The 20,223-nt window shown below is 34.5% G+C and carries 21 protein-coding genes; 16 read left to right on the top strand and 5 right to left on the bottom strand.

Annotated features, from left to right (window positions below; all coding sequences use genetic code 11):
• Window positions 1-113: 113 nt before the first annotated feature.
• Entirely contained in the window at window positions 114-1,535 is a 1,422-nt protein-coding gene (locus AC0GLR_RS06670; RefSeq protein WP_495604672.1) for an oligosaccharide flippase family protein, read from the bottom strand.
• A 505-nt stretch (window positions 1,536-2,040) separates the two neighbouring features.
• Here AC0GLR_RS06670 and AC0GLR_RS06665 point away from each other — a divergent pair.
• The 3 genes from AC0GLR_RS06665 (at window position 2,041) to AC0GLR_RS06655 (ending at window position 3,035) form a co-directional block, all read left to right on the top strand.
• Window positions 2,041-2,190, top strand: a complete 150-nt coding sequence (locus AC0GLR_RS06665; RefSeq protein ID WP_495604671.1) for a hypothetical protein — start codon at window positions 2,041-2,043, stop codon at window positions 2,188-2,190.
• Window positions 2,191-2,297: 107 nt separating this feature from the next.
• Complete coding sequence (locus tag AC0GLR_RS06660) at window positions 2,298-2,522, top strand: IS3 family transposase (protein ID WP_495605433.1); 225 nt, start codon at window positions 2,298-2,300, stop codon at window positions 2,520-2,522.
• 372 nt (window positions 2,523-2,894) lie between these two features.
• Window positions 2,895-3,035: an IS3 family transposase gene (locus AC0GLR_RS06655; RefSeq protein ID WP_495605432.1), complete on the top strand. Its 141-nt coding sequence runs from the start codon at window positions 2,895-2,897 to the stop codon at window positions 3,033-3,035.
• 89 nt (window positions 3,036-3,124) lie between these two features.
• Here AC0GLR_RS06655 and AC0GLR_RS06650 read toward each other — a convergent pair whose 3' ends face one another.
• Window positions 3,125-3,385, bottom strand: a complete 261-nt coding sequence (locus tag AC0GLR_RS06650) for a hypothetical protein (RefSeq protein WP_495604670.1) — start codon at window positions 3,383-3,385, stop codon at window positions 3,125-3,127.
• 506 nt (window positions 3,386-3,891) lie between these two features.
• Window positions 3,892-4,389 (bottom strand): aminoacyl-tRNA deacylase, encoded by a 498-nt coding sequence (locus AC0GLR_RS06645; protein ID WP_495604669.1) that lies wholly within the window; start codon window positions 4,387-4,389, stop codon window positions 3,892-3,894.
• A 119-nt stretch (window positions 4,390-4,508) separates the two neighbouring features.
• On the opposite strand from AC0GLR_RS06645, the gene AC0GLR_RS06640 reads away from it, so the two are divergent.
• The 13 genes from AC0GLR_RS06640 to AC0GLR_RS06580 all read left to right on the top strand — a co-directional run bounded on the left by AC0GLR_RS06640 (window position 4,509) and on the right by AC0GLR_RS06580 (window position 18,462).
• Window positions 4,509-6,077, top strand: coding sequence for an Nramp family divalent metal transporter (locus tag AC0GLR_RS06640; protein WP_495604668.1), 1,569 nt, complete (start codon window positions 4,509-4,511; stop codon window positions 6,075-6,077).
• Window positions 6,078-6,175: 98 nt separating this feature from the next.
• A complete protein-coding gene (locus AC0GLR_RS06635; RefSeq protein ID WP_495604667.1) occupies window positions 6,176-6,901 on the top strand; it encodes a GntR family transcriptional regulator in 726 nt (241 codons plus the stop codon).
• A 188-nt stretch (window positions 6,902-7,089) separates the two neighbouring features.
• Window positions 7,090-9,492 carry a phosphoketolase family protein gene (locus AC0GLR_RS06630; protein ID WP_495604666.1) on the top strand — a complete coding sequence of 801 codons (2,403 nt, stop codon included), beginning with the start codon at window positions 7,090-7,092 and terminating at the stop codon, window positions 9,490-9,492.
• Window positions 9,493-9,596: 104 nt separating this feature from the next.
• Window positions 9,597-10,166, top strand: a complete 570-nt coding sequence (locus AC0GLR_RS06625; RefSeq protein ID WP_495604665.1) for an LOG family protein — start codon at window positions 9,597-9,599, stop codon at window positions 10,164-10,166.
• A gap of 457 nt (window positions 10,167-10,623) precedes the next feature.
• Window positions 10,624-11,814 (top strand): MFS transporter, encoded by a 1,191-nt coding sequence (locus AC0GLR_RS06620; protein ID WP_495604664.1) that lies wholly within the window; start codon window positions 10,624-10,626, stop codon window positions 11,812-11,814.
• A 3-nt stretch (window positions 11,815-11,817) separates the two neighbouring features.
• A complete protein-coding gene (locus AC0GLR_RS06615) occupies window positions 11,818-12,087 on the top strand; it encodes a chorismate mutase (protein WP_495604663.1) in 270 nt (89 codons plus the stop codon).
• Window position 12,088: 1 nt separating this feature from the next.
• Window positions 12,089-13,255: a chorismate synthase gene (gene aroC, locus AC0GLR_RS06610; RefSeq protein ID WP_495604662.1), complete on the top strand. Its 1,167-nt coding sequence runs from the start codon at window positions 12,089-12,091 to the stop codon at window positions 13,253-13,255.
• 18 nt (window positions 13,256-13,273) lie between these two features.
• Window positions 13,274-13,816 (top strand): hypothetical protein, encoded by a 543-nt coding sequence (locus AC0GLR_RS06605; RefSeq protein ID WP_495604661.1) that lies wholly within the window; start codon window positions 13,274-13,276, stop codon window positions 13,814-13,816.
• On the top strand, window positions 13,803-15,092 hold the full coding sequence (gene aroA / locus AC0GLR_RS06600) for a 3-phosphoshikimate 1-carboxyvinyltransferase (RefSeq protein ID WP_495604660.1): 1,290 nt from the start codon (window positions 13,803-13,805) through the stop codon (window positions 15,090-15,092). The genes AC0GLR_RS06605 and aroA overlap by 14 nt, the downstream gene beginning before the upstream one ends.
• Window positions 15,093-15,104: 12 nt before the next feature.
• On the top strand, window positions 15,105-16,199 hold the full coding sequence (locus tag AC0GLR_RS06595) for a prephenate dehydrogenase (RefSeq protein WP_495604659.1): 1,095 nt from the start codon (window positions 15,105-15,107) through the stop codon (window positions 16,197-16,199).
• Window positions 16,200-16,201: 2 nt separating this feature from the next.
• Window positions 16,202-16,705, top strand: a complete 504-nt coding sequence (locus AC0GLR_RS06590; RefSeq protein WP_495604658.1) for a shikimate kinase — start codon at window positions 16,202-16,204, stop codon at window positions 16,703-16,705.
• Between the two features lie 379 nt (window positions 16,706-17,084).
• Window positions 17,085-17,912: a MetQ/NlpA family ABC transporter substrate-binding protein gene (locus AC0GLR_RS06585; protein ID WP_495604657.1), complete on the top strand. Its 828-nt coding sequence runs from the start codon at window positions 17,085-17,087 to the stop codon at window positions 17,910-17,912.
• Between the two features lie 166 nt (window positions 17,913-18,078).
• Window positions 18,079-18,462 (top strand): HU family DNA-binding protein, encoded by a 384-nt coding sequence (locus tag AC0GLR_RS06580; RefSeq protein WP_495604656.1) that lies wholly within the window; start codon window positions 18,079-18,081, stop codon window positions 18,460-18,462.
• A 71-nt stretch (window positions 18,463-18,533) separates the two neighbouring features.
• Here the strand turns inward: AC0GLR_RS06580 and AC0GLR_RS06575 are convergent, their stop codons facing one another.
• Together AC0GLR_RS06575 and AC0GLR_RS06570 are read right to left on the bottom strand one after the other, a co-directional pair.
• Entirely contained in the window at window positions 18,534-19,421 is an 888-nt protein-coding gene (locus AC0GLR_RS06575; protein ID WP_495604655.1) for an RluA family pseudouridine synthase, read from the bottom strand.
• A 52-nt stretch (window positions 19,422-19,473) separates the two neighbouring features.
• Window positions 19,474-19,914: a universal stress protein gene (locus AC0GLR_RS06570; protein ID WP_054646591.1), complete on the bottom strand. Its 441-nt coding sequence runs from the start codon at window positions 19,912-19,914 to the stop codon at window positions 19,474-19,476.
• Window positions 19,915-20,223: the final 309 nt, after the last annotated feature.

Raw genomic sequence — 20,223 nt, 5'->3', positions numbered from 1 at the left:
TGTTATCATTTGCAATATAGTTTTCATTAGACTTATTATTATTTGGCTTTATAAATATTAGAACAAAAAAATCAGTTGCTGAAATTTGCAACTGATTTTTTGTTCTAATATAATTAAATTTTATCTATAATATAACTTATAGCATTTTTTATTAAATTTGGTCTAAATATTAATAACATTATTCCATATACTATCATTCCAATTAAAATTTCTATAATTAATGAAGTCCAACAAGTTTTTAAATTTATATTTAATGTAAATACTATTAAAAACATGACTATTCCTGATATAAAATATTTATAATATCCTTCAAATAATTTTTGTAGATTAATTTGATTTCTAATAGCGTAAATTTGATACATGGTTACTAATAATTCAGACAAAATTGTTGTAAGTGTTGTTCCAATTGCACCCCATAAAATTATCAAAGGGACATTTGCGATAATATTAACTATGGCACCTATAATAACTGAATAATTATAAGGTTTATTTTGTCCTGTTGGAACCAAGTATTGAATTCCAATTGCGTTGCTCCAAGCAATTAAGATAATTACAATTGACTCTAACATCATAAGAGGGATAACTGGCAAAAATTTATTAGATAGGTAGAGTGGGACTAGAGTAGACGAAACTGATGCAATCCCAAACATAAGTGGTATTGATAAAGCAGTTACAAATTCGAAAGTAGAATATAAGTATTTTTTTACTTTTTCTATTTTGCCTTGATTAAAAGCATTTGAAACATGAGGTAACATTACCATACCAGTAGCTGTTACGATTGCTAAAGATATTTTTACAATTTTATCTGATTGTTCAAAATATCCTGAGTTTTTAACTGTCGTCATAGCACCTAACATAGTTTTGTTTACAATTAAATAAATTTGAGTAGCAATTTCTGGGACGAAAAGTACCATTGATGGCCAAAAATGTTGAAATAAATGAAAATTTGTCCAATTTGGTTTACCTATAAATTTTTTTAAGTTTGGGAAAAGAGTCAGATTACCTATTAGAAGTGATACTGAAAGAAGTAAAATATACAAACCTAAATCATCATATGACTTAATTAGTGTAAATATACTAATTAAGGTTATTATTTTTACAATAAAATTACGTATTACAGTTACAGCAAAATCTTCTACACCTTGAAAAAACCAAGATATATCAAAAGCAGCAGCCAACAGAGAAAAAGATTGTGCAATATAGTACTCATGATATTTGTGTATTATTATTAAAAATAAAAAAAATGCAATATATGCAATTGCAATTGTTACCATTCTCATTAAAAATATTTCATAAAAAGTATCTGTTAATTTTTGTTTGTCATCTCTTACATATGCTATTTGCCTATTACCGTAAAAAGCTACTCCAATACTTCCAAATATTATAAAATATTGCATATTAGAACTAGTATACGTGTTAATTCCAACCCCCTCTGGTCCTAATATTCTAGCCAAATAAGGAGTAGTAACTAATGGAACTATTAAGACAAACAATTGGTACGACATGTTGTATAAGTAATTTTTTATAACATTCACTTCATCATCTCTCCTAAAAATCTCTCCTAAAATTTACTAAGTTAACATCAATGTTAATTATAATAGCAAATATATTATGTTATTAAAATAAAATCTTTTTTATTATTTATTGGCTATAGTAATAATTATAATAAACATATAGGGTTTTGTTATGCCAAAAATAAATTACGAGTTAAAACAGCAAATTATAAAAGAATATTTCATTGGTACTTGGTTAACTACGTTGGCCAGAAAATATAAAGTTTAAAAATCAGTTATTTTAAAATGGATTAATAGAATTAAAAATGAAAATTTTGGAATGCTTACTAGTAAAAACCGCCATCGGATAGAGTATTCTGTCGAATTTAAAATTAAAGTATTAAACTATAAAAATTCGAATAATTGTACTTTATCGGAATTGTGCAACAAATTTAAAATATATTCAGAAAGTACCATCTATTTTTGGTAACGCCAGTTTGATAAATTAGGTATAATCGGATTATCAAGAAAACGAGGTAATCCCAAAATGAATAAAAATAAAGTAACAAAACAAACTAAATTATCAAAAGATGACGAACTTAAACAGCTTAAAGAGGAAAACTTAATGCTTAGAATTCAAAATGAATATCTAAAAAAACTGAAAGCCTTAGATCAAAAACAAACCAAGAAAAAGTAATGGTAATTGATGATCTAAGGCATAAATTCAAAGTTAGTCTTAGCTTCATTTAAAAAGCTGTTAAGTTACCTAGAAGTAATTATTACTATGCGACTTCGTCGCAATCAATAGACAAAGATAAAAATATAATTAAATTAATAACCGACATTAAAGAAGTCAATCCTAATTATGGTTATAGAAGAGTTAAGATGGCTCTCAATAACGCTGGCTATAATATTAATCACAAACGGGTTCTTTGTATTATGAAAAATATAACCTTTTATCATCAGCTTTTGGAAAGAAAATATAGTTCTTACAAAGGTAATGTTGGTAAAAGGCTTAAAATAGATTGAATCGTCGATTCAATACATCAATTCCATTTCAAAAGTTAGTATTAGATACCACAGAGCTAAGATATGGAAAACAAAATGTAAGTGAGCGGATTTATTTAAGTCCAGTGTTAGATCTATTTTCTGGAGAGATAATTTCATATAATATTAGCGACCATCGAGATTTTAATTCCGTCTTTTTACCAATTAAAAAAGCTATTTTGAAGTTACCTAAAAAACACTTCAAAAGATTCTTTCATTACTAATCAAGGAGTTCACTATCAAAATAAACGCTTAAATAAATTTTTAAAGAAAAACCACATCACCCAAAGCATGTCGCTTAAAGCAACCTGTTTAGATAATGCGGTTATTTAATCATTTTTTCACCTTTTAAAAATTGAAATAGGAAACAATTTTAATACGAAAGAAGAATTAATCAATTCCGTTAGGAATTGGATTTATTATTATAGTAATTTTTGTATTAAAACAAAACTAGGAGGCAAGTCTCCGATTAAATATCGAAAACTTGTCTCCTAGAAAAACTAAATAATTCGTCCAACTTTATGGACTAACAACATAAATTTGACAATCAAATCTAACGGTTTTTTCATTTTTAACTTATCTAATTAAGCATCTTCCTTAGCACTTTTGAAGAAACAAACGTATTCAAAAGCAATCAAAAAAAGTAATGATAATGCTGCACTGGGAATTCCAGCAACAGAGTAAAGTCCTAATACAGCAGTTAAACCAATGGCGGATACGGTGGTAATTAGTGACCATTTTTGAATGGGTGAAAGTTGGTTGATTTGACCGGAAAAGCTAGTTCCTAAAGCACCGGCTCCGATAAAAGCAATCATTCCAACTAAAGCATGTAAAAAGATAATCATAAGTATTTCTCCTATTCGTATTTGCTATCATACATAACTATTTTACAATAATATCATAGGAACTAATGGGATAGAAATAGTAATTGGTTAATATGAATTTATTTATCTCGGAATAAGCAACAAACTAAAAATAATGATACTTCCAATAATGTTTCAGATCAATCTAGCAATCAAAATGATTCGAATGATGATATTAAAAGAAACTGGGTGAACGATCCAAGCGCTAAAACTTATACTAAAGAACAAGCCCAAAAAATAGTTTCTGAAAATAATGGTAATTGAGAATACAATATTACCCCAGATAATAGTAATCCATAATATATGGGAAATATGAATGGAACGCAAACTTTTGGGAGCATGGTAACGCAACGTTTATATGATGCTGCTAATGGAAACTAGATTAATGGTTCTACATATATAATTATGATTCAACAAAGGGTCTGACTATCAAATTAATAGTTAGACCCTTTGTTTGTGTTCTGTTTTCTACCTTATAATATAAACAATTATTCAACGATATCAGCGAATTTTCCGTGAACTAATTTAGCAATCTCTTCTGCATTAACCAATACAGAACGACCAATCTGTCCAGATGATACTAGGATCTCGCCTTGTTCCTTGGCACTATTATCAAAGTAAATTGGATAACCCTTTTTTTCATAAATTCCAATCGGAGTATTGGCACCATGTTCATAGGTCGTAGTTTTGACTAAGTCTTTAAGTGGAACCATCCCGACTTTTTTATTGCCAGAAACTTTAGCTAGTTTTTTATAACTGAGACGACCATCAAGTGGTACAACTCCAATCAATGGGCCACTGTTTTTGGCAGTTAATGCCAGTGTTTTGAAAATTTGATGTTGAGGATAATCTGATTCATCAGCGTTAATTTGTTCGACGTCACCATCTGCGTAGGTGGGGAAAATAATTTGCTTGTATGGAATTTTATGCTGATCTAAAATTTGTTCGACTAATGTTTTATGAATTTTATTCTTTTTATGTGACATTTTCTTCACCTCAACATCATAGTTTATCATATTAAGCTTTCTGAAAAAATTTTTAATGACTTTTAAAGGGGTATAGGTTACAATTATGATGAATAAAAGAAAGGGAGATGTTTGTGTATATGGCAGAAAAGAAAAAAGCTCATTTAATTGAGTATGCTAACGGTAAATCATTAGACGAAATTAATGGTACCGTTACAGTTCCAAAGAACATCGGATTTTGGAAAACATTGTTTATGTATTCAGGACCCGGAGCATTAGTTGCAGTGGGATATATGGATCCAGGTAATTGGGCAACTTCAATTACTGGGGGACAAAATTTCCAATACATGCTAATGTCTATTATCTTGATTTCAAGTTTGATTGCGATGTTATTGCAATACATGGCAGCTAAACTTGGGATCGTGACGCAAATGGATTTAGCACAAGCGATTCGAGCTCGGACTAGTAAAAAGCTAGGGATTGTGCTTTGGATTTCAACTGAATTAGCCATAATGGCAACTGATATCGCCGAAGTTATTGGTGGAGCAATTGCCTTATATCTGTTATTTGGGATTCCAATTGTAATTGCGGTTTTAATTACCGTTCTTGATGTTTTGGTATTACTGTTATTAACTTCGATTGGATTTAGAAAAATTGAAGCCTTAGTTTGTGCTTTGATCTTAGTAATTTTCGTTGTTTTTGCATACGAAGTTGCTTTATCAAAACCAGATTGGTTAGGGGTTCTTAAAGGACTTGTTCCTAGCGTTGAGACTGTTAAAGAAACTCCTGTAGTTCATGGGATGTCACCATTAACTGGTAGTCTTGGTATTATTGGTGCAACGGTTATGCCTCATAACCTATACTTACATTCTGCTATTTCTCAAACTCGTAAAGTGAATCATGATGATGAGGATGATGTAGCACGTGGGGTTAAGTTCTCAGCTCTTGATTCTAACATTCAATTAACGATGGCATTTTTTGTTAATGCCTTATTGTTAATCATGGGTGTGGCAGTTTTCAAATCTGGGGTTGTTAAAGATACCTCATTCTTTGGTTTATATGATGCTTTAAAAGATCCAGCTATTATGACTAATGGTTTGTTAGCAGAGGTTGCTAAAACTGGTATTCTTTCAACCTTGTTCGCAGTTGCTTTATTAGCATCCGGGCAAAACTCAACTATCACTGGTACTTTGACTGGTCAGGTAGTTATGGAAGGTTTCATTCACATGAGAATGCCACTTTGGGCTCGTCGTTTAGTAACTCGTTTACTATCGATTGTTCCAGTTTTGATTTGTGTATTAATGACAGCTGGAGAATCAGAGTTGGCCCAACATGCGGCAATCAATGATTTAATGGAAAACTCTCAAGTTTTCTTAGCGATTGCCTTACCATTTTCAATGTTGCCATTATTAATGTTTACTAATAGTAAAGTTGAAATGCACGGAAAACGATTTGCTAACTCGCTTTGGGTTAAAGTCGCTGGATGGGTTTCAGTATTGATGTTAGTATTCCTTAACATTTACAATATGCCTTCTGCAGTTCAAGGATTCTTCGGTGATAACCCAACTGCCCAACAGATTAATACTGCTAATATTATTGCTTGGACTACGAACGTTTTGATATTTGCTTTATTAGCATGGGTTCTTTACGATATTCATAAATCAGATCGTGAATTTGCTAAAAAAGTATCAAATGAAGAAAATAAATAATTAAATAATTATGATTAGGATTTCCGATTAGTTGGGAATCCTTTTTTGTACTCTGTTATACTTTGCTTATAAAGATAGTTTGAGTTAGGGGTTATTCTGTGGCAGATTTAGTTTATAAAAAAATAATGCAAAATTTAAAAGATAAGATCAAAGCAAATGATTTTGAAGCTAATCGACTTCCAGATGAGCGCACATTGAGTGACGAATATCATGTTAGTCGCAGTTCTATAAAAAAAGCGCTTAGTATTTTAGCACAGCAAGGAGTTATTTTTAAAAAGCGAGGCTCTGGAACATTTGTGAATCCTTTGTATTTAAAAAATAAATCAATTTTTCGGTATGAAGGATCTAATTTAGGGATTACGAATAACCTAAAGACAGAAGGGTATCAGCCTAGTATTAAAGTATTAAGTTTTAAGGTTATTTCAGCTCCAGCTGAGATTAAAGAGGATCTATTTTTAAATGATGGTGAGTTTGTTTATGAAATTAAACGTTTGCGTTTATTGGACGACAAGGCCATCATTATTGAAACCAGCTATATTCCAATTAAAATTGCACCATCTTTAACTAAGGAAATTGTACAAGGATCTTTATTTGATTATTTTGCTAAAGAGTTACATAGTACTGGAACTAAAGCATTTATGTCATTAGAAGCTCAGCCGTCAACAGCTGATGATCAAGCATTATTAGGATTAAAAACTATTGAACCGGTGGGAATTATGGAAGGGATTTTTTTCTTGGACAACGGTACGCCGTTTGAAATTTCTGATATGCGTGTTCACTATAAATACTTTAGTTACAATACCTTTGTTAATTTACCCGATTAAATCCGTGAAAGCGTTGACAACATAAGTGACACAACGGTTAAAATTGGTACGTATCAATTCTAAATTGTTTGACTTTTCGATAAAAATTGTTAAGATAGATGGTGTAGTTGAGTCTTGAATTTTAGGCTTATTCACATTATATTATTTAGCCGTTTGGTTAATGATTATTAAAAAAGGAGTGTTATTGCATGTCAGTAGATTATAATTCTAAAGAATATTTTGACAAAATGACGCAATACTGGAACACTGCCAACTATTTATCAGTTGGTCAATTGTTCTTACGTTCTAATCCTTTATTAAAGGAACCTTTAACTTCTAAAGACGTTAAGGTTAAACCAATTGGACATTGGGGAACTATTGCTTCACAAAACTTTATTTACACCCACTTAAACCGTGTAATTAACAAGTATGACTTAAACATGTTTTATGTTGAAGGTTCAGGTCATGGTGGTCAAGTTATGGTTTCTAATTCATACATGGATGGAAGCTATTCAGACATCTACCCTGAAGTTAGTGCTGATGAAAAAGGAATGGCTAAATTGTTCAAACAATTTTCATTCCCAGGTGGAGTTGCATCACATGCTGCTCCTGAAACTCCAGGTTCAATTCACGAAGGTGGAGAATTAGGTTACTCACTTCTTCATGGTGTTGGTGCTATTATGGACAACCCTGACGTGATTGCTGCTGTTGAAATCGGTGATGGTGAATCAGAAACTGGTCCTTTGGCTGGTTCATGGTTCTCAAGTACTTTCATTAACCCTGTTACTGATGGTGCTGCACTTCCAATTATTAACTTAAATGGATTTAAGATTGCCAACCCTACTATCTTTAATCGTACTTCAGATGAAGATTTGAAGAAGTATTTTGAAGGATTAGGTTGGAAACCATACTTCGTTGAAACTAACGAACCTCATGGTACTGATGTTGCTGAAACTAACGTAAACATGGCAAAAGCTATGGACTCAGCAATTGAAGACATCAAAGAAATCCAAAAGAACGCACGTGAAAATCAAACTGCAGAAACTGCTACTAGACCACAATGGCCTATGATTATCTTCCGTTCACCTAAGGGTTGGACTGGTCCAGAATACAATGCTGAAGGACTTCCAATCGAAGGTTCATTCAGAGCTCACCAAGTTCCACTACCTCTTAGTGCAGATGATATGGGTACTGCTAACGAATTTGTTAAATGGATGGAAAGTTACAAGCCAGAAGATTCATTTAATGAAGACGGTTCTCTTAAAGATTACTTAAAAGAATTAGCACCTAAGGGCGATCAACGTATGTCAGTTAACCCTATTACTAATGGTGGTATTGATGCTAAACCATTAGACTTACCTGACTACCGTGATTATGCATTAGATGTTCAAACTCCAGGTTCAACTAAAGCTCAAGATATGGTTATTTGGTCATCATGGGTTCGTGACACAATGAAAATGAATCCTACCAACTTCCGTGCCTTTGGTCCTGATGAAACTTGGTCTAACAGATTATGGCATGTCTTTGAAACTACTGGTCGTCAATGGGAACGTGAAATCGACCCTCCATATGATGCTTACATGGCTCACTATGGTCGTCTTATCGATTCACAATTATCAGAACATTCTGACGAAGGTTGGCTTGAAGGTTACGTATTGACTGGACGTCATGGATTCTTCGCAACTTACGAAGCATTCGGTCGTGTAGTGGATTCAATGCTTACACAACACTTCAAGTGGTTGAGAAAAGCTTCTGAACTTGAATGGAGAAAACCAGTTCCTGCATTAAACTTTGTTGATTCATCAACTGTATTCCAACAAGATCATAACGGTTACACTCACCAAGACCCAGGTATGATTACTCACCTTTCTGAAAAGAAACCTGAATTCATTCGTGAATACTTCCCTGGTGATGCTAACACATTATTAGCAACTGCTAATGTAGCATTCGGTAAGGAAAGTTACGAAAAGATTAACTTGATTACCACTTCAAAACACCCACGTCCACAATGGTTTACTATTGATGAAGCCACTGACCTTGTTAAAAATGGTCTTGGCCGTATGGATTGGGCTTCAACTGATCAAGATGGCGAACCAGATGTAGTTATGGCTTCTGCTGGTGTTGAACCAACTGAAGAAACTATGGCTGCTATCGACATCTTGCACGAACACTTCCCAGAATTGAAGATTCGTTACATCAACGTTGTTGATTTACTTAAATTACGTAATCCTAAGTTGGACCCTCGTGGTTTGAGTGATGAAGAATTTAACAGTTACTTTACTGCTGACAAACCTGTTATCTTTGCTTTCCATGGTTTCGAAGATATTATCAGAACTATCTTCTTCGATCGTGAAAACAAGAACGTTAGTGTTCACGGTTACAGAGAAAATGGTGACATTACTACACCATTTGACATGCGTGTACTTAACCAATTAGACAGATTTGATTTAGCTAAACAAGCTGTTGAACAAATTCCTGGTATGGCTGAAAAGAATCCTGAATTCATTCAAGAAATGAACGACTGGATTGACAAGCACAATCACTACATTCGTGAAGAAGGTACTGATTTACCAGAAGTTACTAATTGGGTATTCAAACCAGTTAACAAATAATTTAATTTTTTGATTAAATTGAAAAGAGAACTCATTAATTTGAGTTCTCTTTTTTTGTCCAAATATTTAAGTAGTATAATCAATAAGCAAAGGAGTGATTAAAATTGAAAGCAGTTGCGGTTTATTGCGGAGCATCCGCAGGAAATGATGTTATTTATCAACAAGCTACCAAACAATTAGCCAAATGGCTCGTTGAACATCAACTAGAATTAGTTTACGGTGGTGGCGGGGTCGGATTAATGGGTCTTTTAGCTAGTACTGTGTTGGAATTAGGCGGTAAGGTTCATGGGATTATGCCGCATGAGTTAGTTGAACGAGGTGCCAGTAAAGCTAATCTGACTTCTTTAGAAGTGGTTGAAAATATGTCAATCAGAAAACGAAAAATGATTGAAGCGTCTGATGGTTGTATTGCACTTCCAGGTGGTCCTGGAACTTTAGAAGAAATCTCTGAAGCCTATTCTTGGACTCGTATTGGTGATAATGATAATCCATGTGTGTTATTTAATGTAGCGGGATATTATGATTCTTTAGAGAAATTTTTCGATGAAATGACTAAGAAAGAATTTTTAACTTCTGCTGATCTTCAGAAGTTATTATTTTCAGATTCATTAGATGAAATTTATGATTTTATGGAAAATTATCAACCGCCAAAGATTAGAACTTATCAAAAATAAAAAGAAAATCACGAACAAATTAAATGTTTTTATTAAATAATTCGACTTAAAACCAAAAAAACATATTGACATCATTTTTTATTCGTGTTTAAATTAAAACAATCTAAAAAGAGGGGAAACAAGATAATGGTTATTAGCGATTGGTTACATAACACTAAACATAATTTAGCACGATTGAATGCTAATTATTATAGCTTTGCTTGGTTTATGTAACCGTTCGGATTCCTGTTTGGGATGCGAACGGTGACGTTCGTATCTAGGCAGAGCTGATTGGTTGTACTCGGCTAGGTACGTTAACATTCAATGTTAATCTAGCTGGGTCATTGATGATTGCTAATGTCACTTTCTCATTAGTTTTTCTTTTAAGAAATTAATAAAGAAGAGCCAGCTAGACTAACAACGACCTTGTTAGAATAGCTGGCTTTTTATTTTGATTTAATCATGAGGAGGGATACACGTGGAAAAACAACTTACAAAACGGCAAAAAAATCATTTATCATTAGGACTTTACTGTAATTATTTTATTCACGGCTTTGCTCTCGTTATTTTAGCACAAAATATTTTATCATTAGCGTCCAGTTGGATGACAACAGTTGCGGTCGTTTCTTATGTAATTTCTGGGATTGGAATTGGTCGACTGATTGCTTACCCAATTACAGGAGCCTTAGCTGATCGGTTAAGTCGAAAAATGTTTGTCTACATTGGGATGCTGTGTTACTTGATTTTTGCAGTTGGGATGGTGGTTACACATCAGATTGTGATTGCCTATGGACTAGCAATTTTAGCAGGAATTGCTAATTCAGCTTTAGATGCTGGTACCTACACAACCTTAGTTGAAATTAATGATGGCGAAGGACAATCAACGGTGTTGTTAAAGGCTTTTATGTCAGTCGGAGAATTCATTTTGCCTTTGATTGTAACGTACCTAGCTGGTCATGGACTTTGGTTTGGTTGGTCGTTTGTAATTATGGCTGGATTGCTTTTACTTAATTTAGTCAACATGTTATTTTTACAATTCCCACAACCGAATGTGGCTGTTCAGTCTGATCATGTTAACGTTACTAATCTGACTGGTGGACGAAAATTACTTGCTACTATTAGTTTAGTGGGTTACGGCTACACTTCGATGGCCTTAATGATTTTGTTTACGCAATGGATTAGTTTATACGCTCATACCTTTTTACATTTTCGCATGGGACAAGCACAGTTTTTGATGTCGCTTTATAGTATTGGATCAATTTGTGGTGTTTTAGTACTTTATCTCTTATTAAAACATCATGTTCGTGAAATTTTATTGTTGCTAGCTCTAAATTTGACAGCCTTTTTATCTTTACTATTAATCTTTTTAAGTCATTCTATTATTGTGATTGGTATCTGTGCCATGATTTTTGGTTTTTGTGCTGCCGGTGGGGTAATGCAGACTGGTTTAACGCTTTTCATGCAACTTTATCCTCATCGACGCGGTTTAATCACTGGGATTTTCTACTTTTTTGGGAGTATTGCTTCCTTTACCATCCCTATTATCACTGGTTGGTTATCAAAACAGAGTATCAGAGCAGCATTTGGCTTTGATTTAATTATTGGACTAGTTGGAATCTGTCTAATACTACTGGTGCAATTAGCAATGAAAACAAGAAAAGAGGAATAAATTATGAGTGAATTAAATACGTGGCGTACTCAAATTGATGAAATTGATGAGCAATTATTAACTTTGTTACACCAAAGATTTAAAGTAGCTCATAAAATCGCTCAATATAAACAACAACATCAATTACCAATTTTAAATCAAGGACGTGAAATAGAAGTATTGCAACATGTTAATCTAACGATTACTGATGTTTCCGAGCAGAAACATTTAAGTTCAATTTATCAAAAAATTATGGCAGAAACACGACAGTCTGAAGCAGACAAAGGAGAATAAAATGGATTACGTTACAGCAGGAGAATCACATGGACCACAATTAACAGGGATTATTACAGGCATGCCCGCTGGTTTAAAGTTAGACGTTGATGAGATTAACGCAGCTCTGGCAAGTCGACAAGGAGGATACGGTCGTGGTAATCGTCAAAAAATTGAACATGATCAAGTTCAAATTGTTGGCGGAGTTCGACATCTTGTGACCTTAGGAAGTCCAATTGCCTTAGTAGTAAAAAACCGTGATCATGCACATTGGGATAAAATTATGAATCCTACTTCTGAAGCGACTCCAGAAAATACGTTGCGGAAGGTAGAACGTCCTCGTCCCGGTCATGCTGATTTAGTTGGGGGAATGAAATACCGTCATCGCGATTTACGGAATGTGTTGGAACGGTCTTCAGCTCGTGAAACTGCTATGCGAGTGGCAATTGGTAATATTTGCAAACAATTATTGCGGCAATTAGGAATTCAAATTGTGGGATTTGTACAACAAATTGGAGCCACTCCAAGTAAATTTAACCCCACAGAAAATGTAGCTAAAATTGAAGCAGCGATTACTAAAAATGATTTGCGGATGGTCGATCAAGATGAGGTTGAAGAAATTCATCAGGTCATTGATCAGGCTAAACGCGATGGAGATACTTTTGGCGGTATTATTAAAGTAATTGTGGAAAACGTTCCCGCTGGTTTAGGCAGTTACGTGAATTGGGATACTAAATTAGATGCAAAGTTAGCAGATGCGGTTATGGGAGTAAATGCCATGAAAGGTGTCAGTATTGGCGAAGGTTTTGCGGCAGCAAAAAAACCAGGTAGTCAGGTCATGGATCCGATTGAATGGGAAAAAGACGATGGTTGGGGTCGCATGAGTGATCATCTTGGAGGCTTTGAAGGCGGAATGACTAATGGCATGCCTGTGATTGTGAATGCTGCTATGAAACCAATTCCTACTTTATACAAACCCTTACAAACAGCTGACGTAAATACAAAAGAAATTAAGAAAGCTAACGTTGAACGCTCTGATACGACTGCGATTGTTCCAGCCTCAATTGTGATTGAGAGCGTGATAGCGATTGAAATGGTAAAAGTGATTACCGAAACATTTGATGCTAGCAATTTGGGACGGTTACAGGAACAAGTTAAGGCATATCGTGCAGAACTAGAAAATTATTAATAAAGTAAGGTTAAGACTATGAAATTGCATACGCTAGGTCCAGCAGCAACAGATAGTAATGCAGCTGCTGAATATTATCAAAATATTGAAATCACACAGTCCATTCAGATTGAACTGCACCAAAGTTATGAGCAGATTCTTCATAATTTACAGCAGTATCGTGGTGACTATTTATTAATACCAGCGGCATTTCAATCTACAACTGGTTTGAGTTGGGGACAAATTCATTATCGTTATCTGGATCAATTGCAATTGCAAAAAACTTTTATTCATCAATTGGATCCCTTGGTTTTGGTAAAAAAACAAGATAAAAACGCGCAAATTGGCTATACGCATGCAGCCACGGCTGATTTATTGCGACAATTATGCCCAGAATTACAAGAAATTCGACTTTGCGATAGTAAATTTCAGGCTTACCAGCGTTATTTAAAAGATGGTGACGTAGTTTTAACTAATCAAAAAAATCTTACACAAAATGATCATTTAGTGCAGCAATTAGAAGTACCAATGATTTGGTGTCTTTATTACATTAAGGGAGAAAACGATTATGAAACCGCTTAGTAAAGCTCCTCAACAAGGATTACATGGAACCTTAGCTGTTCCTGGCGACAAAAGTATTTCTCATCGGGCTTTGATGATTGGATCGATTAGTCAGGGAGCAACTCATATTCATCATTTTTTAGCTGGTCAAGATTGTTTGAGTACTCTCAAAGCCTTTCAAGATTTGGGCGTTGAAATTGAACGGAATCAAGACGAAGTGGTAGTTCATGGAAAAGGAATAACACATTTATATCCTTCTCCAATTCCACTTGATATGGGAAATTCTGGAACAACGACACGTTTAATGATGGGATTATTAGCGGGGACTAATTTTACATCAACTTTAATCGGCGACCAGTCGCTTAGCAAACGTCCAATGAAACGGGTCAGCGTACCATTAAGTGAGCTAGGTGTTCAAGTAAAGTTAGCAGAAAAAGGAACTTTGCCCGCTCAAGTAGTTGGGGGAACCGTGCATGGCAACACAGTCAAGTTACAGGTTGCTAGTGCTCAGGTTAAGAGTGCTTTGATTCTAGCAGCTTTAGCAGCTGACAAACCAACTACTATTATTGAAAAATTGCCTACTCGTAATCATACCGAAATTATGCTGCGCCAGTTTGGTGCAGAGATTGAAACGGCAACTGATCAGCGAACAATCACAGTTCAACCCCATCCCAATTTAGTTGGTCAGGAAATTCAAGTTCCGGGTGATATGTCGTCAGCTGCTTTTTTCATGGTGGCAGCCACGATTATTCCTAATTCCGAAATTACCTTAAAAAACGTTAGCTTAAATCCGACTCGAACCGGCATTTTAACGACGATGTTAAAAATGGGAGCTGATATTCAAGTGGTTGAACACGAAACGACAGGCGAACCATTTGGAGATTTACATGTAAAAACCAGTAAACTACATCCGATTAAAATAACGGAAGCCGAGATTCCTGCGTTAATTGACGAATTGCCTCTAGTTGCTTTGTTAGCCGCAACCGCATCTGGAACTAGCAAAATTACTGGAGCTGCTGAATTACGGGTTAAAGAAACAGATCGAATTCAAGCCGTTAGTAATGAATTATGCAAGTTGGGGGTTCAAGTAGATGAATTACCTGATGGAATGATAATTCAAGGTCAGCCAGATTGGAGAATTCAAGATTCTCATCTTGATAGTTATGGGGATCATCGGATTGGGATGATGGACGTGATTGCAGCATTAAAAGCTGAGCGATCAATGACACTTGATAATGAAGCAGCCATCGGGGTTTCCTATCCAGATTTTTTTACTGATTTACAACAATTATTGTAAGAGGTGAATTTGATGACAACTGTTTTTATTAAAGGTCTTGGATTGATTGGCAGCTCAATTGCACGAGCGATTAAACAAGCTAATCCAGATGTCAAAATCATTGGAAGTGATCAAAATGCAACAAGTCTTCAGTATGCGCGACAACATCAGATAATTGATGAAAGCAGCAATGATTTAGAGCTAGCGGGACAAGCTGATTTTATTTTTTTGGCTACTCCAGTTGACCAAATTATTGCAGATATTGAAAAATTAGCACGTCAGCAGCTACGTTCCAACGTTATCATTACGGATGTCGGAAGTACTAAGCAAACTGTAATGAAAGCAGCAGCTGTTTTTGCTAAAACGGATGCTACGTTTGTCGGTGGTCATCCCATGGCGGGATCGCATAAAACCGGTGTGAGAGCTGGGACACCAGAGTTGTTTGAAAACGCATTTTACTTTCAAATCCCAGTGGGGACTGATGAATCAGCTGCGGCACAAAAAATCCAAAAATTATTGCAGGCTACTAAGGCAAAGTGGCTGACAGTGACTCCTAAACAACATGATAAAATTGTGGCACAGATTAGCCACATTCCTCATGTAATTGCAGCTGGGTTAGTGAATCAAACTCAAGCTGTTTTTGCAGATGAACCAATGGGAATGCGATTAGCAGCGGGTGGTTTTAAGTCGATTACTAGGATTGCTTCGGCTGATCCACAAATGTGGAATGATATTTTGCTGAATAATGCAGATTTAATCAGTACGCAGCTACAACAATATCTAGATGTTTTAACTGATATCAAACATAAGATTGATCAAAGAGATACAACTGCGATTAAAACATATTTCGAAAAAGCTAAAACAAGCCGAGATAAATTAGGTACTGATCACATTGGCAAAATTGCTGGATTTTATGATTTGTTTTTAGATTTGCCAGATGAAGTGGGAGTATTAGCTGATATTACGCAACGGTTACAGCAGGCCAACATTAATTTGGTTAATCTGCATATTTTAGAGATTAGAGAAGACGTTAATGGTGTTTTACAGTTAACATTTCGTAGTGAGAAAGATTTGCAACAAGCACAGGAATTATTAGCATCTAAGTATTCAGTGACAAGGAGGGAATAATCATGGAAGTTGTTTTGATTGGTTTTATGGGCAGTGGAAAAACCACGGTTAGTCGTTTACTGTCCGTACAAATGCAACTGCCGGTTTCCGATTTGGACGCAGCAATTGTGAAAGTAGCTGGGAAATCAATTTCAGAAATTTTTGCGGAGCATGGTGAAACTTATTTTCGCGAACTGGAACAACGTGAATTAAAAAGACAGTTAGAACAAGATGGAATTTTAGCGACGGGTGGTGGAACACCAATTAATAAAGATAACGCTCAGTTATTAACCGACTACGCCGCACCAGTCATCTTATTAGATGTGAAACCAGAAACTGCTTATGTACGAATTAAAAATGATTTAGAGCGGCCACTGGCCAGCCAATTAAATCAAACCACGATGAGTCAATTGAAAAATTCCCGAAATGAACAATATTATGCGTGTGCTGATTTAATAATTCACTGCGATGACTTGACCCCAGAAGAAATTGTGCAACAGATTATGAAATATTTAAATAAATCTTAAACAAATGTTGTACTTTCCTTTTAAACGATGTTATAATTTAAAAAAATTCGAGGAGGATTAATAAAATGAAAATGTGCTGTTGTTATTTTATGTCAAAAAATAAATGAGTGAATCGTTGGTATGAATTTTCTCATTTGTTAGTATATGCTAAATTTTTGAGTTAATTCAGATTGACATTCAACAGTGCTGATAAACTTTTATTAGTCGAAAAAGGCCGATGTCTATGTGAATAGTCATCGGTCTTTTTTACGAAGGGAATTTTAAATGAATAATCGATTAACCAAGTTATTTGGGAAGTTTCGTGGTGGTCAATCATGTTGAAACTTTTTAGTTAAAATAAGGATGATTGCTGAACGTAATTTAAAGGGAGATTAAACACATGAAATTTAACAAGAAATATCTTTATGGCGGACTGGCAGCGATTTTGGTGTTAGCATTTGTATTTACTTTTATTGTGAAACCACACAAATCTGAAACCAATACGATTCGGCTAGCTTCATCACCTGGGCCATATAGTGACTTATTTCTTCATGGAGTAAAGCCAATTTTGGAAAAAGAAGGTTATCACGTTCAAAACCAATCTTTTAGTGATTTATCATTAGCAGATGTTGCGATTAATAATGGTGAAGCAGATTTAAATGTTGATCAGCACACAGCTTATATGGATAATTTTAATAAAGAAAAACATGCTCATTTAACCGCTTTAACTAAAATTCCAACGGTTCCAACCGGGATTTATCCTGCTAAAAAGAAATCTTTAAAAGATATTTCTAAAGGCGATAAGATTGCGATTCCAAACGATCCATCCAATATGGCTAGAGCTTACAATGTTTTGGTAAAGGCGCACTTAATTACTTTGAAAAAGGGAGTTAATCCCATTAAAGCTACTAGTAAGGATATCGCTTCCAATAAAGATGATTTGAAAATTACTGCAATGCAGGATGTTACCATTCCTCGTTCTCGAAACGATTTTGATTATGTGATTTTACCAGGATCGACTGCTTATCCAGCTAAGATTCCAACTAAATCGATGTTATTATCTGAAGATATTAAGCCAGATTATTACTTAGTTGCAGCTATCAACAAAAAGGACAAAGATAAGAAATGGGCGAAAGCCGTTGATAAGGCTTACCATTCTAAAGAGTTTAAGAAGTACATGGATACCCATAACAAAAACAGCTTTTGGAAAATTCCTAAGGGTGAATAAGTGATTCTAATAATTTGATAAAGTAAAAGCTCGCTATGGCGAGCTTTTTATTTTTCTTATAAATCTAAGTCGACATGTTAAACGATATTAGTTAAGCATGTTAGTATGCAGGTGAGTAATATGAATGGTCATATTACTAAAAATATTATTATGGAGGTATGACATTATGGCTTTATTACCAATGAATGGACACACTACTACTTATGATGAATTCACTGAAGCAGTAGCAAGCAAGTTAGGTAAATCACCAGCAGCTACTAAAGAAATTTTAAGTGACATTACTGATGTTGTTAAAGAATCACTTATGAATAAAGATCAAGTAATGTATCGAGATTTGGCTACTTTCCGTCTTGATGTAGAAGGTGTTCGTCATGTTCGTGTTATTGAAACTGGTGATATCGAAACTATTCCAGCCAAATTCTACCCACATGCTACTTTCTCTGACAAAATTAAAGAAGCTGTTTCAGAACTTAAAGTTACTCCAGCTGATTTAGATTTAGTTAAAAAAGTTCGTGAAGTTGATGCCAAAGATCATCGTAACGAAGACTAATTAATTAATCTTTATTATCAAAATAAACATGTAAAAAAGCCGCTAAGTGATTAGTGACTTTTTTAATGTACTTATTTTATTGTTTTCATTTCAGGTGGTAACGGTGCAGTAATCATTATAGATTCATAATAAAATGGAGTTGGCATTTTTACTTGCCAAGAGTGCAACAACATTGGTTGATTGAGATTAGCTTGCGGATCATATAAGGGATCATTAACAACCGGATGTCCAAGAGAAGCGAGATGGACACGAATCTGATGGGTTCGTCCGGTTTCTAAATTAACTTTTAATAAGGAATAATTGTTCGTAATCTGTTGAACTTGGTAGTGAGTAACCGCTGGTTGGCTATGTAGTCCATTAATCATTCGTTTCCGCTGGTCATTAGAATCATGCCCGATTGGAGTAGAAATTGTCCCGCATTCATGTGAAAATCTACCTCTCACCCAGACTAAATAAGTTCGTTGAATGATTTTTTCACGCAACATGTATTCCAATGCAGGTACGACAGCGGGACTTTTGGCAAAAATCAAAGCACCACTAGTTTGTTGATCGAGACGATGAATGATAAAAGGGGGATTTGGTTTGAGATATTCAGCCACAAAATTTATCACGGCACCTTGCTCCTGCGGTTGATTGGGATGAGTTTTGGAACCACGTGGTTTATTAATAATCAAAAAATCTTGATTTTCAAATAATACTTGCACAGATTGACTTGTATCGCGAATGACTTTTGGATGAGCATTTTTAAAATCAGAAGCTCTAAATTCTAAATGAAGTTGGTCTCCAACCTGTAATTTGAAATTCATTGGCAAATATTTATTATTTACTATGACTCGTTGGGTTCGACGCAGTGAAAAAATTAAATGTTTAGGCAAATAAAGATATTGACTTAAATAGTCGCGAACTGTTTTTCCATCATATGCGTTTGGAATGGTTAAATCATAACGCCAGGTTTGCATAAAATACTCCATAAAAAAAGTCTATCAGATTAGTGATAGACCAAAAATTAAATTATTTAACGATTAAAACGTCTTGTTTAGCAGTTCTAATCACATAACTGGTAACTGATCCAACTACTAATTGTTCAACTGCAGATAAGCCAGTTGCTCCCATTACAATCAAATCGTCATTATGATCTTTGGGAAATTCTTGTGCGATAATTTTCTTTGGATTACCAAAACGCATATGAATCGAAACATCAGTCAAACCATCTTTAACACAGGTTTGCTTTAAAGTTTCCAAAATTTCTTTAGTTTGATCAGTTAATTTGTAAACAGCATCCGCAGACACGGCATTACCATAGTTTCGGTTAAATTGTGTAACTTGAATAACGTTGAGAATATCTAAGTGACTGTTGTTTTGCTTAGCTACTTCAATTGCTCGTTTCAATACTGGCATTGTATCTTCGCCACCATCGACAGGAGCTAAAATACGTTTATAATTCTCTGTCATTTCGATCACCTCATCAGTTCTATTTCTTTAATTATATCATTTTGAGGTTGTTTTAAGTAGTAATATTGTTTTAAAAAGCAGAGCATTTTTAGATTTTTTAAAATAATTTAAGAAAAGTTATTGACATGTTTTTAGAGTAATGGTTAAATTATAACAACTTAAAAGAAAGGAATTTTAACAATGACTAATAAAGCTGCTTTTCAAAATAATAAAATTATTATTTTCTTTGTGTTAATGTAGCCATTCGCATTGTGTGTTGATGCGGATGGGTTATCCGTATCTACGCAGAGAAGATTTATTAGTGCTCGG

It is taken from the genome of Fructilactobacillus sp. YLN 2412 (genome assembly GCF_059488745.1).
This window is presented reverse-complemented; position numbering and strand designations above follow the sequence as displayed.

Coding starts and splice junctions, on each gene's coding strand:
- AC0GLR_RS06665 (WP_495604671.1), top strand. CDS start 2,041: ATGAATAAAAATAAAGTAACAAAACAAACTAAATTATCAAAAGATGAC.
- AC0GLR_RS06650 (WP_495604670.1), bottom strand. CDS start 3,385: ATGATTATCTTTTTACATGCTTTAGTTGGAATGATTGCTTTTATCGGA.
- AC0GLR_RS06645 (WP_495604669.1), bottom strand. CDS start 4,389: ATGTCACATAAAAAGAATAAAATTCATAAAACATTAGTCGAACAAATT.
- AC0GLR_RS06640 (WP_495604668.1), top strand. CDS start 4,509: ATGGCAGAAAAGAAAAAAGCTCATTTAATTGAGTATGCTAACGGTAAA.
- AC0GLR_RS06630 (WP_495604666.1), top strand. CDS start 7,090: ATGTCAGTAGATTATAATTCTAAAGAATATTTTGACAAAATGACGCAA.
- AC0GLR_RS06615 (WP_495604663.1), top strand. CDS start 11,818: ATGAGTGAATTAAATACGTGGCGTACTCAAATTGATGAAATTGATGAG.
- aroC (WP_495604662.1), top strand. CDS start 12,089: ATGGATTACGTTACAGCAGGAGAATCACATGGACCACAATTAACAGGG.
- AC0GLR_RS06605 (WP_495604661.1), top strand. CDS start 13,274: ATGAAATTGCATACGCTAGGTCCAGCAGCAACAGATAGTAATGCAGCT.
- aroA (WP_495604660.1), top strand. CDS start 13,803: ATGAAACCGCTTAGTAAAGCTCCTCAACAAGGATTACATGGAACCTTA.
- AC0GLR_RS06595 (WP_495604659.1), top strand. CDS start 15,105: ATGACAACTGTTTTTATTAAAGGTCTTGGATTGATTGGCAGCTCAATT.
- AC0GLR_RS06590 (WP_495604658.1), top strand. CDS start 16,202: ATGGAAGTTGTTTTGATTGGTTTTATGGGCAGTGGAAAAACCACGGTT.
- AC0GLR_RS06585 (WP_495604657.1), top strand. CDS start 17,085: ATGAAATTTAACAAGAAATATCTTTATGGCGGACTGGCAGCGATTTTG.
- AC0GLR_RS06580 (WP_495604656.1), top strand. CDS start 18,079: ATGGCTTTATTACCAATGAATGGACACACTACTACTTATGATGAATTC.
- AC0GLR_RS06575 (WP_495604655.1), bottom strand. CDS start 19,421: ATGCAAACCTGGCGTTATGATTTAACCATTCCAAACGCATATGATGGA.
- AC0GLR_RS06570 (WP_054646591.1), bottom strand. CDS start 19,914: ATGACAGAGAATTATAAACGTATTTTAGCTCCTGTCGATGGTGGCGAA.